This is a genomic window from Rhodococcus sp. SGAir0479 (assembly GCF_005484805.1).
Classification (GTDB): domain Bacteria; phylum Actinomycetota; class Actinomycetes; order Mycobacteriales; family Mycobacteriaceae; genus Prescottella.
Genome location: NZ_CP039432.1, coordinates 3,217,432 through 3,229,785 on the forward strand (window position 1 = coordinate 3,217,432; position 12,354 = coordinate 3,229,785).

The 12,354-nt window shown below is 67.5% G+C and carries 14 protein-coding genes; 5 read left to right on the forward strand and 9 right to left on the reverse strand.

Features of this window, described 5'->3' with window-relative positions; translation table 11 throughout:
• Positions 1-114 precede the first annotated feature (114 nt).
• Positions 115-504: a winged helix-turn-helix transcriptional regulator gene (locus tag E7742_RS15020; RefSeq protein WP_254699018.1), complete on the forward strand. Its 390-nt coding sequence runs from the start codon at positions 115-117 to the stop codon at positions 502-504.
• Positions 505-562: 58 nt separating this feature from the next.
• Positions 563-1,423: an alpha/beta hydrolase fold domain-containing protein gene (locus E7742_RS15025; protein WP_254699019.1), complete on the forward strand. Its 861-nt coding sequence runs from the start codon at positions 563-565 to the stop codon at positions 1,421-1,423.
• Positions 1,424-1,442: 19 nt separating this feature from the next.
• On the opposite strand, the gene lpdA is transcribed toward E7742_RS15025, so the two are convergent.
• The 7 genes from lpdA to E7742_RS15045 all read right to left on the reverse strand — a co-directional run bounded on the left by lpdA (position 1,443) and on the right by E7742_RS15045 (position 7,281).
• Complete coding sequence (gene lpdA / locus E7742_RS15030) at positions 1,443-2,846, reverse strand: dihydrolipoyl dehydrogenase (RefSeq protein ID WP_137799664.1); 1,404 nt, start codon at positions 2,844-2,846, stop codon at positions 1,443-1,445.
• A 154-nt stretch (positions 2,847-3,000) separates the two neighbouring features.
• Positions 3,001-3,153, reverse strand: coding sequence for a hypothetical protein (locus E7742_RS23245; protein ID WP_175420497.1), 153 nt, complete (start codon positions 3,151-3,153; stop codon positions 3,001-3,003).
• Between the two features lie 607 nt (positions 3,154-3,760).
• Positions 3,761-5,230, reverse strand: a complete 1,470-nt coding sequence (locus E7742_RS15035) for a wax ester/triacylglycerol synthase domain-containing protein (protein ID WP_254699020.1) — start codon at positions 5,228-5,230, stop codon at positions 3,761-3,763.
• Positions 5,231-5,573: 343 nt separating this feature from the next.
• Positions 5,574-5,768, reverse strand: coding sequence for a hypothetical protein (locus E7742_RS15040; protein WP_137799666.1), 195 nt, complete (start codon positions 5,766-5,768; stop codon positions 5,574-5,576).
• Between the two features lie 28 nt (positions 5,769-5,796).
• A complete protein-coding gene (locus E7742_RS23625) occupies positions 5,797-5,925 on the reverse strand; it encodes a hypothetical protein (RefSeq protein ID WP_302660006.1) in 129 nt (42 codons plus the stop codon).
• 44 nt (positions 5,926-5,969) lie between these two features.
• The gene (locus E7742_RS23630; protein ID WP_302660007.1) at positions 5,970-6,101 is read right to left on the reverse strand and encodes a hypothetical protein; all 132 of its coding nucleotides are present in this window, start codon (positions 6,099-6,101) and stop codon (positions 5,970-5,972) included.
• 466 nt (positions 6,102-6,567) lie between these two features.
• Positions 6,568-7,281, reverse strand: coding sequence for a hypothetical protein (locus E7742_RS15045; protein ID WP_137799667.1), 714 nt, complete (start codon positions 7,279-7,281; stop codon positions 6,568-6,570).
• Between the two features lie 434 nt (positions 7,282-7,715).
• On the opposite strand from E7742_RS15045, the gene E7742_RS15050 reads away from it, so the two are divergent.
• Entirely contained in the window at positions 7,716-8,723 is a 1,008-nt protein-coding gene (locus E7742_RS15050) for an Lrp/AsnC family transcriptional regulator (protein WP_137799668.1), read from the forward strand.
• Positions 8,686-10,731 (forward strand): prolyl oligopeptidase family serine peptidase, encoded by a 2,046-nt coding sequence (locus E7742_RS15055; protein ID WP_137799669.1) that lies wholly within the window; start codon positions 8,686-8,688, stop codon positions 10,729-10,731. Before E7742_RS15050 ends, E7742_RS15055 begins: the two co-directional genes overlap by 38 nt.
• A gap of 79 nt (positions 10,732-10,810) precedes the next feature.
• Here the strand turns inward: E7742_RS15055 and E7742_RS23250 are convergent, their stop codons facing one another.
• Both E7742_RS23250 and E7742_RS15060 read right to left on the reverse strand, forming a co-directional pair.
• Positions 10,811-10,951, reverse strand: a complete 141-nt coding sequence (locus E7742_RS23250; protein WP_175420498.1) for a hypothetical protein — start codon at positions 10,949-10,951, stop codon at positions 10,811-10,813.
• Positions 10,952-11,079: 128 nt separating this feature from the next.
• A complete protein-coding gene (locus E7742_RS15060; RefSeq protein WP_137801235.1) occupies positions 11,080-11,913 on the reverse strand; it encodes an alpha/beta hydrolase family protein in 834 nt (277 codons plus the stop codon).
• A gap of 144 nt (positions 11,914-12,057) precedes the next feature.
• On the opposite strand from E7742_RS15060, the gene E7742_RS15065 reads away from it, so the two are divergent.
• Positions 12,058-12,258, forward strand: coding sequence for a PspC domain-containing protein (locus tag E7742_RS15065; protein ID WP_137799670.1), 201 nt, complete (start codon positions 12,058-12,060; stop codon positions 12,256-12,258).
• Positions 12,259-12,354 lie beyond the last annotated feature (96 nt).

Genomic DNA, 12,354 nt, shown 5'->3' on the forward strand with positions numbered 1-12,354 from the left:
ACTCCCGAGGTTGAACCTTCAATGTTTCGTGCCGTCTCCATCTTGCACTTATTTTTCGTAAGTGCAAGCGTCGTCGTAAGCACTGCCTCCGGGGCCGGTAGTAGCCTCGACGGCGTGAGCCCCGCCGATCAGCCCCTCGCCGACCCGACGCTCGAGGCCGACGTCTTCGCGCGCGGCTGCCACTCGCGAGACGTCCTGCTCGACGTCACCGGACGCTGGGGCACGCTCGCGCTCGCGGCCCTCGCGGAGGGGGCGTACCGGTTCGGGGCGCTGCGCCGGCGCGTGGACGGGGTGAGCGAGCGCATGCTGGCGCAGACGCTCCAGCAGCTCGAGCGCGACGGCCTGGTGCACCGCGAGGTGCGTGAGACGCTGCCCCCGCACGTCGAGTACAGCCTCACTCCGCTGGGCCGGGACATCGCCGAACGCCTCACGGGCCTGATCGTTCTGCTCGAATCGCGCATGCCGGACATCCGGGCGGCGCAGACTCGGTACGACGCGCGCTGACCGCGCCGACCGGACGAGACGACGGGAGACGCCGGTGCCGAGCCTGTCCAGTAGGGCCATGCCGTTGGCGATCGCGCTCCTGGGCCGGCGGCGGCCCACGGCGGACGACATCCGGCGCGAGATCGGGGCCCTGCAGGTGAAGCCCCGGCCGTTCGCGCCGCCGTCGGCGCTCGGACGCACCCTCGACGTCACCGCCGCCACCTCGGCGGCCGGCTGGCCGGTGTTCACCGTCGCCCCGCGCGGCGCCGCCCCCACCGCGCGCGTGCTGTATCTGCACGGCGGCGCCTACATCCGCGAGATCACCCGGCACCACTGGAAACTGGTGGGGCAGTTGGCGACCGCGGGCGCCGCCGTCACGGTGCCGATCTACCCGCTGGCGCCGCGCGGTACGGCGTCGCACGTGGTGGCCGGATCGGCCGACCTCGCCGAGCGGGTGGCGAAGCACGACGAGCCGCTGGTGCTCGCGGGCGACTCCGCCGGTGGCGGGCTGGCCCTCGCAGTGGCGCTCGCGCTGCGCGATCGCGGCACCGCTTCCCCAGCCCACACCGCGCTGATCTCCCCGTGGCTGGACGCGACCGGGTCGCACCCGGAGATCCTCGAGATCGCCCCGCGGGATCCGTGGCTGCACCCGGGCGGACTCACGGTGGCCGCCGACGCCTACCGCGGCGAACTCGATCGGGAGCACCCGTGGGTGAGCCCGCTGAGCGGCGACCCGGCCGGGCTGGGCCCGATCACGCTGTTCACCGGCACCCGGGACATCCTCAACGTCGACGCCCGCCGCTTCCGCCCACTGGCGGCCGCGGCGGGCGTGTCACTCGATTTCCACGAGGCGCAGGAGATGATCCACGTCTACCCGCTGCTACCGATCCCGGAGGGCAAGAAAGCCCGCACAGTACTGTGCGGGCTTCTCGCGAACTAGCTCTTCCGGCGGCGGACCGTCAGAAGTTGATCATGTGGCCGGCGAGGCCGTGGATGGCCTCCTGCAGCGCCTCGCTGAGCGTCGGATGCGTGTGGACGTTGCGCGCGAGCTCGTTGACCGTGAGGTCCCACTTCTGCGCCAGCGTCAGCTCGGGCAGCAGCTCGGAGACGTCGGGGCCGATGAGGTGGCCGCCGAGCAGCTCGCCGTACTTCTTGTCGGCGATGAGCTTGACGAAGCCGTTGGGGTCGTTCAGGCCGTGCGCCTTGCCGTTCGCGGTGAACGGGAAGGTGGCGACCTTGATGTCGTAGCCCTCGGCCTTGGCCTGCGCCTCGGTGAGACCGAAGCTCGCGACCTGCGGCTGGCAGAACGTGGCGCGCGGCATCATCCGGTAGTCGCCCAGCTCCTGGGTCTCGGCGTCACCGATGGTCTCGGCGGCGACGACGCCCTGCGCCTCGGCGACGTGCGCGAGCTGCAGCTTGGCAGTCACGTCACCGATGGCGTAGATGCCGGAGACGTTGGTGCGCATGCGCTCGTCGATCGCGATGGCGCCGCGCTCGGTGAGCTCGACACCCGTGTTCTCGAGGCCGTAGCCCTCGACCCGCGGGGCGAAGCCGACGGACTGCATGACCTTGTCGACGGTGACCGTCTCGGTCTCACCGGACTTGTTGTCCTTGATGGCGACGGTGACGTCGGAGCCGTTGTCGACGATCGATTGGACCGCGGCACCGGTCTTGATCTTGACGCCGAGCTTCTTGTAGTGCTTGGCGATCTCCTTGGAGACGTCCTCGTCCTCGTTGGGCAGTGCCCGGTCGAGGAACTCGACGATGGTGACGTCGACGCCGTAGTTGGCGAGGACGTAACCGAACTCCATGCCGATGGCGCCGGCGCCGACGATGACGATCGAACCGGGCAGGTCGCGGGTGAGGATCTGCTCCTCGTAGGTGACGACGTTCTTGCTGAGCGACGTGCCCGGCAGGAGCTTGGTCACCGACCCGGTCGCGATGATGACGTTGTCGAAGGTCACCGTCTCGGTCTCGCCCGAGCCGAGTGCGACCGAGATGGTCTTGGCATCGACGAACGTGCCGCGACCGTCGTACTCGGTGATCTTGTTCTTCTTCATCAGGAAGTGCACGCCCTTGACGCGGCCGTCCGCGACCTTGCGGCTGCGGTCGTACGCCGCGCCGAAGTCGAACGACACGTCTCCCGACATACCGAACGCCTTCGCCTCCTTGTGGAAGATGTGCGCGAGTTCGGCATTGCGGAGAAGCGCCTTCGAGGGGATGCAGCCCACGTTCAGGCAGACACCGCCCCAGTACTTCTCTTCGATGATGGCGGTCTTGAGGCCCAGCTGTGCCGCGCGGATAGCAGCGACGTACCCACCGGGACCGGCTCCGAGGACAACGACGTCATAGTGTGAGGTCACGAGGCCCTAGCGTAGCCCCGCCCCGATCGGCTGTCCCGGGTTGGTGCTTACTCCCGAGTAAGTTCGCGTTGGGCGAGGCCGACGGCGGCGCCCGAGCGCCGAACACACCTGCGACCCCAGTCGCCGCGGCGACTGGGGTCGGAGGTGCGAATGCTCAACTGAACGAGATCGAGCTCCCGAGATCTCCGATGGTGCTACCACCGAAGACACTGCCGCGGCCGAGACCGAGGAGGGTGTCGAGCAGGCCCGACAGGGATCCCGTTGCCGGCTCGACCGGGGAGCCGAGACCGATTGCGTTCAGATTCATGGCAGTCGCCTTCCTACTACTCCGGTGGGATCTCGCCCTGTTGCGAGATCCCGCGATCAGCTGAGCTCGGTGACGGAACCGAAGTTCACGATGTTGCCGATGACGCCGATGAGAGCAGCGAAGATGGCATCGAGGTTCATGGTTCTTCCTTACTTTCGTGGTGGTTGTGTCGATGTGTTGCAGGTGGGACGAACTAGCTGAGCTCGGTCACGCTTCCGAAGTTGATCAGGTTTCCGATCACTCCGATGAGCGCGGCGAAGATGGCGTCAGCGTTCATGTGTCTTGCCTTTCGGGGGAGATTCCGTGAACTGCTTGTGATTGGTGTGTGATCTTTTTCAGCCCGGGCTAGGAGCTGGTGTCGCCGGGGGACCCCGCTACCCCGGCTGAGCAAACTCCCTGTACAACCCGTCCGTTTGACGCTGGGTGCGGTGCGGCCGTGGTGTGCCACTCCGCGAGCGTGGGATCGGGAGGACGATCGCGTTTATTCGACCGTGATGAAAAAGATAGACGACGTTGCCGGACCGTGTCTGCGTTTTCGCGATTCAGTTGGGCGCTCGTCCAACTTGTCGGGTTATTCATCCGCCGACTCACCCCGGCGGGCAGCCGGTCAGGCCGGTGTCGCCGCCGCGTCGGGGTCCGCGAAAGGCTCGGACCCGCGCGCACGCACCGCGTCGTGCAGTTCGCCCAGACTCGTGCGGATCACTTCGAGGTAGTGCGGCAGGTCCGGCATCACCTCGGGATCGGCGATGACGGTCAGGACGAGGTCGCCGCCGGACGCGGTCGTGACGAAGTGGCGCAACCGATCCCCGTCGATGGGTGGTTGCGAGCCGAGGACCGCGACCGCGCGGGCCCCACCGAAGGTGAGCCCGTCGACGGTCAGCGGAATGTTGCTGATCATCGTGTGGGAGGTGCGGGAGGTGTTGGATTCGTAGCGATTACGCCGGCGCAGGTATGCCGCCAGGCGCCAGATCAGGGGCGGAGCGGTGTCCATCGCGGCCACCTGTCGCCGCATCGCGGGATGCGACGTGCGCTTCTTCTCCAGACGCGAGGACGCCGAGACGGCCGTCAGGCGATCGACCGGATCGGCGACGTCCGTGTGCATGTCGACCGCGAGAACGACCAGTTGATTGGCCGACTGCCACCGTTCCAGTCGCCGCATCGACCGCGGAACCATGGCCACCAGGGCGCCGTCCGGCCGCTCGCCGTGCTCACGCAGGTACCGATCGAGAGCACCGCCGACTGCCGCCAGCACGACGTCGTTGATGGTGATCCCCGGCGCAGCCGACCGGGTCGCCGCAACCTGCTTGCCCGGCAGCACGATCGAGCGGAGACAGGCGCGGCCGCTGGCAACGGTGTTGAAGCGGGTTGCCGGCCGCCTCGGCAGGCGCGGCCAGTCCCCGGCGGCACAGGCCGCCTCGACGGCGCGCGCCGACGCGCGGTTCCCGGGGACGGAGCGGACCAGCGTCCGTGTCCGGCGGGGGATGTCGCGAACGGACCGGACGAGCATCCGGGTTCTCGGGAGACGAACGGGGGCGGCGGCCGGGGCCGGGAGCGGCGTCTCGGAGAACAGCTTGTGTGCCAGCTCCATGACCGCGAGCCCGTCGGCGGCGCTGTGGTGAAGCTTGAGCGCCACCGCGGTCACCGGCCCGTCGTGCAGGTCGAGACCGGTCACGCCGGTGATGACGTGCAGTTCCCACGGCGGCCGCGCCAGGTCGACGCGGGAGGTGACCATTTCGCCCAGGAGCGGCCCGACGCCGTCCCAGCCCGGGCCCGGAGCCGCCCACACCCGGAGGTGGTGGCGCAGGTCGACGGTCTCGGTGGGAACCCAGTGCGGGTGGTCGATACCGAGGGGAGATCGTGTGATCACGGACGTGAATACCCGGTGGCTACCGAGCCTGGCATGCATCCATTCCCGTACGCGTTCCTCGGTGAGGGACGTGGACGACGCCGACGTCTCGTCGAACAGATACACGGCCACCAGGTGCTCGAGATGTCCGTCGTGCTCGTTGTAGACAAACTCGGCGTCTCGCGGTTCCAGCCGTGCACACCGTGACTCGAATCCCGGATCTGCGCGCACTCTGCATTCCTCCACGTTTTCGACGCCTACTCGACGAGACGACAGCGAGACCGCAGGCACCCGCGGGGCGCCTGCGGTCTCGATGGTCGTTCTGTGGTCACTTCTGAGGAGGGTTCTCCAGCATCTTGCTGCCGATACCGGTGAAGCCGACCAGGCCGCCGATATACGAGACGATCTGAACAATGTACTTCTGCAACATCGTGGTTCCCCTTTACACCGGCGGCCGATTGAGGGACAGCGCATCGAGGTAGGACGCCAGCACCCCTACCAGGTCGATCGACCCGAAGTCGATCAGGTCGGAACTGTAGGTCAACGACAGGTCCATCTGCATTCTCCTTTGAAATTACGTGCCGCTGGATCCGACGATGTCCTGGATGCTGCCCGCCGCACCCGACGAGCCGGCCGGCCAGAGCGCGATCACGTCGCCGACGACATCGAACATCGAGTTGACGAGATTCACCACGGGGCCGAGGATGACTTCACTCCACGGCATTACGTCGACGCTGGTGAGAAGGTCGACGAGGCTACCTGTGTTCACGATTCTCCACTCCTTCTGCGAGATATTGTCAGCCCATGATCGGCGGCGGTTCCCAGCCGCCGTCCACCGAATAGGCGAAGGGCGAGAAGAGAAGCGTTGCCACGATCTGCTGGATCGATGGATTCTGGAGCAGGGGCGCTAGCGACCCGAGTGTCATTTCATTCTCCTAAGCTGGATGGATGCCCGAGCTGGCGCTGCGCGTCAGCTCTCGCTGATGACATCGGCGAGCGAGCCCAGTGCCGCGCCGGTGCCTGGTGTCACCGACCCCGAGTAGATGGCTTGGGCCAGGCCTTGAAAAAATGCCGCCGTTGCCTGCAGGAACGACACACTCATGTGTATTCCTTTCCTTTCATTGGTTGCTTTTTCGGTACCGCGTCCGCCCCGAATCGGTTACGCGAGCGCGAATCCGATTGCACTGAAGTTCCGATGGAGCATAACCACTCGAATCGCCCGTGGGAGCCCATTTCGGAAAAATTGCGGCGATCGCCTGTTCGACAATTCTGAAGAGTTGTTTCGACAGTCGAGCACAACCCATTGCCGAGAGGCTGCGCGTTCCCCGCCTTCCCCCTTCATTCCAACTTCGAGCCCCGAGCCTGGACGCGACACGTGCGATCGGGACACGAATCTATTGCACGAGGTCACGGTTCGGTGGCGTTTTCGCCGGGATCGAACGAATCCCCGAACAGTCCGCCTTCGATGACAAATTGTTCGTTCGGCCCAGGCAGGAGGTGCCGCCCGGCACGAGCATTCCGGACCGCACCTCCGAGCTTTCGGAATCGATCCGAAGCGGCTCGTCGAACTAGTGCAGAGTGCCGGCGCCGGCGTTCAGCGTCGGAGTGCTCCCGACGGCACCGCCCGCGTCCGCAGGAATGCAGTTGGTCGCCGCGTTGGCAGGTCCGAACGGGCCCGTCGCCTTCGAGACGAAGGTGAAGTAGTCAGCGGCGTTCCCGTACTTCGCCGCGTCACCCGCCGTGTTGAGTCTCACGTCGAAGTTGGTGTTCTTGGTGACGATTCGAACCTTCGGCAGCTGGTACGTCGTACTCACGCCGACCGCCAGCGGAGCAGCGCTCGTTCCACTCAACGTCAGCACAGAGCCCGACACCGAGACCTGCGGTGTACCGCTGTAGCCGGACCCCGTGCCACTGACGATCGACGCGCTCACGAAGGTCGACGGGTCGATGCTGTAGTCGACGGCGATCTGGTCGAGCCCCGTGAACGAGTAGCCGGGAACACCCGTGCCACCGGCACCCGGCGTCGTCTGCGCGCCCATCTGGAGTTCGTAGGTGTTGTTCGATCCCGTGGGGGCCACCACGGTGTGGTTGACGGTCACCGAAGCCGGCTCGATCTTCTGTGAGCTGATCCCGAGGACCGAACCGATGCACGCGTTGTTGAAGTTCGTGGTAGTCGAGCCGGCGACTGCGCCGGCGGGTGCTCCGGCTGCCAGCAGCAAGCCGGCGGACGCTGCGGTGGCGGCGAGACCGACGGTGACGCGACGGGCGAGAGGTGTGCTCATGCTGTCCTGCTCCTTGTCTCCGCTCACTCCTGGCGAGCGGGCTGATGCCCTCGAGGTGGAGGGCGTTCGGAAGAGATCGACGAGCTGTACTGCCTGGGTTCGATCGCGAGCGATCGGTCGGATCCGATACCCCGGAAGCTTGCGATCCGGACACGAATGTAGGGAGGCGGATCACGAAGGGATCGCGTCTCGGCAAAAGAACGGAAAGATTCGCACCGGAAGCGTCGGAACGGGACAGTTTCTTTCGTTGTACGGCAGTGCAATGAAAGATCGTTCGGACGCACCGGTGCGAATCCGAAGCGGTACTCCGAGTAACACTCGGAGGCGGCCTCCGCGGCGTCGTCGCCCCCCGACCGGCGGCCCGGTATCACCCGGTCGGCGAGTTTTCCGTCAAACGCCCCGTCAGCACAGGCCGATGAATTACTCTGTGCGCCATGGGGAGAGCTTCGGGGATCTCGTCACCTGACGATGAGTCGTTGGGTCCGGTCGATCGCATTCTGGTCGACGCTCTCGTGGAGAACTGTCGAGTTTCCTTCACCGCGTTGGCAGCCAAGGTGGGCATGTCGGGATCAACGGTGTGTCGGCACATTTCGGCCCTCGAACACCGCGGCATCATTCGCGGATACTTCGCCGTGATCGATCCCGGGGCGCTGGGCGAACCCACCACTGCCCTGTTCAGCATCAAGCCCCGGTCCGACACCCCTGCGCTGCGAATTGCCGAGCGGCTGTACGCGGTCCCGGAGATCACCGCGAGCTACACCCTGTCCGGAGACCGCCCCCACATCGCGGTCGGCCGCTTCGCGGGTCCCGACGCCGCCGAGGTCGCGGCCCGCCGTCTCGCCGACGACCTGTGCGCCCGGGTCAACATCGATTTCGTGCTGGAGACGCGGTTCGGTCGCATGGCCTGGTCCCCCGCCTCCGCCGTGGAACCGGTGGAGCGCGAGGCGGACCGCGTCATGCTCGACATCCTCATGACGGACGGGCGGGCCTCCCTCGACGCGTTGGCCAAACAGGCGAACCTGTCCAAATCCACGGTCCACAAACGGCTGCACGTCCTGCGGAATCGCGGCGTCATCCGCGGCTTCACCACGCGGGTCGACGCCGCGGCACTCGGCCGCCCCGTCACCGCCGTCTTCGGCATCAAGTCCGACACCGGCGCCCCCGTCGACCCGGCGGCCTACGAGCGGCTCGGCGATTTTCCCGAGATCGCGACGTACTACACGCTGTCCGGCCACCGCCCGTCCGTTGCCGTGGGCGCGTACCGCGACATCACGGCCGCCCGCACCGCGGCCGACCGGCTCGGGGAACAACTGCACGCCGCCGTGAGCATCGACTTCGTGCTGGCCACCGATTTCGACCGGCACCAGTCACCCCGGCACGGCCGCGGCCGACGACAATGGCCCCATGACGCAACACCCAGTCACCTCCGCACCGTCCGATGATCCCTACCTGTGGCTCGAGGACGTCACCGGCGACGACGCGCTCGCGTGGGTCCGCGAGCACAATGCCACCACCGTCGCCGAGTTCGCCGGCACCGCCGAGTTCGAGCAGCTCGAGTCGCGCGTCCGCTCGATCCTCGACACCGACGCACGTATCCCCTACGCGCGCCGCCGCGGGAAGTATCTCTACAACTTCTGGCGCGACGCCGACCACGTGCGCGGCCTGTGGCGGCGGACCACCATGGACCAGTACCGCCGCGACACCCCCGAGTGGGAGGTTCTCGCCGACGTCGACGAGCTCGCCGACCGGGAGGGCGAGAACTGGGTGTGGTCCGGCGCGCAGGTGCTGCGCCCGGAGCAGAATCTCGCGCTGATCAGCCTCTCCCGCGGTGGCGCCGACGCCGTGGTGGTGCGCGAGTTCGACCTCGAGTCGCGCACGTTCACCGATGGTGCGGGTGGCTTCCGCGTCGAGGAGGCCAAGACCGATATCGGGTGGATCGACTACGAAAGCGTGTTCGTCGGAACCGATTTCGGAGACGGCACGCTCACCGACTCGGGCTACCCGCGGTTGGCCAAGCGGTGGCGGCGCGGCACACCACTGTCCGAGGCGGTCACGGTGTTCGACGGCGAGCAGACCGACGTCGCGATCTCCGCGTGGCACGACAGCACCCCGGGATTCGAGCGCAGCTTCGTCGAGCGCGCCATCGACTTCTACACCTCGCAGCGCTTCGAGCTGCGGGGCGACGACACCCTGGTGCGAATCGAGACCCCGGAGGACGCCCGCGTCTCGGTCTACCGGGAGTGGCTGCTGGTGCGTCCCCGCAGCCCGTGGACCGTCGGCGACACCACCTACCCGGCCGGGGCCCTGCTGGCCGCCCGGTACGACGACTTCCTCGCCGGTGTCCGCGAGCTCACGGTGCTGTTCGAGCCCGACGAGCACACGTCGCTCGAGCAGTATTCGTGGACCCGCAACCACCTGCTGATGGTGACGCTCTCGGACGTCCAGTCCCACGTGTACGTGCTCACCCCGAGCGAGAACGGCTGGGAGACAAGTCCGCTGGGCGGACTGCCGGAGCTGACGTCCACCGAGATCATCGACACCGATCCGCGCGAGAGCGACGACTTCTTCCTCAACGCCAGCGGCTACCTCACCCCCGCGACGCTGTACTCCGGCACCGTCGGTGGGCCGCCCGAGGCGCTCAAGTCGGCACCGGCGTTCTTCGACACCACCGGGCTGGCCGTCGCCCAGTACTTCACGGAGTCCGCCGACGGCACCCGCGTGCCCTACTTCGTGGTGCGCCGCGACGGCGCTCCGGCCGGCCCGACACTGCTGTACGGCTACGGCGGGTTCGAGAACTCGATGACTCCCGGCTACAGCGGCATCAACGGCACCGCGTGGCTGCAACGCGGCGGCACCTACGTGGTCGCCAACATTCGCGGCGGCGGCGAGTACGGACCGCAGTGGCACACGCAGGCCGTCCGCGACGGCCGGCACAAGGTCTACGAGGACTTCGCAGCCGTGGCCCGCGACCTGGTCGACCGCGGCATCACCACACCCGATCAGCTCGGCGCACAGGGCGGCAGCAACGGCGGGCTGCTGATGGGCGTCATGCTCACCAACTACCCGGAGTTGTTCGGCGCCATCGTGTGCCAGGTGCCGCTGCTCGACATGAAGCGCTACCACCTGCTGCTGGCGGGCGCGTCGTGGATGGCCGAGTACGGCGACCCCGACAACCCCGACGACTGGGCGTTCATCTCCGACTACTCGCCGTACCAGAACACCGATCCGGCGGCGTCGTACCCGCCGATCCTCATCGCGACCTCCACCCGCGACGACCGCGTGCATCCCGGCCACGCCCGCAAGATGGCGGCCCGGCTGGAGCAGGAGGGACACGACGTGCACTACTACGAGAACATCGAGGGCGGCCACGGCGGCGCCGCCGACAACGCACAGGCCGCGTTCAAGTCGGCGCTCACCTACACGTTCCTGTGGCGGCAGTTGGCGCGCTAGCAACCGGCGGACGGAACGACGAAGGCGGCGCCGGTGCAGATGCACCGGCGCCGCCTCGCGAAGCTGCCTGGGGCAGGGACTAGCCGCCGAGCGAGCCGAGCGAACCGGCGTCGAGCGAACCGGTGGTTCCGCCGCCCGTGCTGCCCGCGGAAAGCTTGTTCAGCGCGGACACCAGCGACTTGATGGCGTCGAGGAACGAGATGATCTCAGTCGAACCCATGAGTACTCCCTGCATTGCGGTGTGGTGGTAACGCCCCTGACGGAAGCGCTGCGGTCAATATAACGGCGTGAGTACAGGTACGCATCACATTGGCGTATCGACACAGGGTGAAAGCCCGAACCGCGAGCTCAGCTGTGGTCACGGATCCATTCGGCGATGCGGGCGACCGTGCTGTCCGGGGTCCGGATCCATCCGTTGTGTCCCAGTTCTTCCGGTTGGTGCCAGGCGGTGACCTCGGCCCCGGAAAGTTTGCTCAACAGGTTGTCCGACGCGCTGCGCGGCGCCAGGTCGTCGTCCTCGATGGACACCGACAGCACCGGCAGCGTCAGTCGCGCGATGCGCTCCTCGTAGTCGATGTCGGCGCCCGCGGGCTCGATCCGCCCGCTGCGCGCGAATCGCGACCAGTCCGAGATCAGCACCCGGGACTGGCGGCCGAATCCCCCGACGTCCAGCCGGTCCCCGGGCCAGAAACCGGCGACGCTCGCGGTGATGGACATGGCCGCCGACCCCAACAGGATGCCCGGTGAGCGGACCCCCGGGAACCCGCGGTAGTACGGCGATCCCGACGCCACCAGGATCAGCCCGCCCAACCGGCCGCGGACCCGGGCCGCGTACATCACCCCGAGCTGGCCCCCCATGCTGTGCCCCAGTAGGAACGGGGTGCTCGAATCGAACCGCTCGCGCACCACCTCGAACATCGCCGGCAGGTCCACCGCCACCAGCTCCTGGTAGCCGAACGTGCTGGACGCACTCGGTCGCGGGCGGCTGTCCCCCTGTCCCCGCAGCTCGCACGTCGCCGCGCAGAACCCCTGCTCGACAACCGAATTGGCGAACCGGTCGTAGAACGCGCCCGGAATGCCCAGGCCGGGAACGATCACCACCACCGGCGCGCCCTCGGGGCCGGGGAACAACCGGACCGGCGTCGTCGTCCCGTCGGGCATCTGGATCGGCACGGTCTCCACCACGCCCCCGAGCCTATGCCCGCTCCCGCCTGTCGGACAGCGCATTCGCCGTCCCCGGCGCCGGAACCCGAGACGAAAGATCAGGGTGCGAATCCGGGAGAATCCCGATGGTGCCGCGCGCCCGCGGGAACCAGACTCGGTGCCATGACCTCCACCGACTCGCCCCGCCCGTTCGTCCGTTCCCACCGGCAGCGCATGCTCGCCGGGGTGTGCGGCGGCATCGCCGAGTACTTCGGCATCGACGCCAACCTCGTCCGGGTCGCCGCCGTCATCGGCGCGTTCGTCTCGCTCGGCACCGTCGCGCTCATCTACCTCGCGGCGTGGATGCTCATGCCGGCCGACTGACCCGCGACAGCGAGAAGCCCGGGACAGCGAGAAGCCCGGGACAGCGAGAAGCCCGGGACACCGTGCGGTGTCCCGGGCTTCTCCAGCTACCTGAGC

Excerpts from the sequence above, each read along its gene's own strand:
- E7742_RS23245 (WP_175420497.1), bottom strand. The coding sequence starts at position 3,153 with ATGAATCTGAACGCAATCGGTCTCGGCTCCCCGGTCGAGCCGGCAACG.
- E7742_RS23250 (WP_175420498.1), bottom strand. The coding sequence starts at position 10,951 with ATGGGTTCGACTGAGATCATCTCGTTCCTCGACGCCATCAAGTCGCTG.
- E7742_RS15025 (WP_254699019.1), top strand. The coding sequence starts at position 563 with ATGCCGTTGGCGATCGCGCTCCTGGGCCGGCGGCGGCCCACGGCGGAC.
- E7742_RS15065 (WP_137799670.1), top strand. The coding sequence starts at position 12,058 with ATGACCTCCACCGACTCGCCCCGCCCGTTCGTCCGTTCCCACCGGCAG.
- E7742_RS15045 (WP_137799667.1), bottom strand. The coding sequence starts at position 7,281 with ATGAGCACACCTCTCGCCCGTCGCGTCACCGTCGGTCTCGCCGCCACC.
- E7742_RS23630 (WP_302660007.1), bottom strand. The coding sequence starts at position 6,101 with ATGAGTGTGTCGTTCCTGCAGGCAACGGCGGCATTTTTTCAAGGCCTG.
- E7742_RS15050 (WP_137799668.1), top strand. The coding sequence starts at position 7,716 with ATGGGGAGAGCTTCGGGGATCTCGTCACCTGACGATGAGTCGTTGGGT.
- E7742_RS15055 (WP_137799669.1), top strand. The coding sequence starts at position 8,686 with ATGACGCAACACCCAGTCACCTCCGCACCGTCCGATGATCCCTACCTG.
- E7742_RS23625 (WP_302660006.1), bottom strand. The coding sequence starts at position 5,925 with ATGACACTCGGGTCGCTAGCGCCCCTGCTCCAGAATCCATCGATCCAG.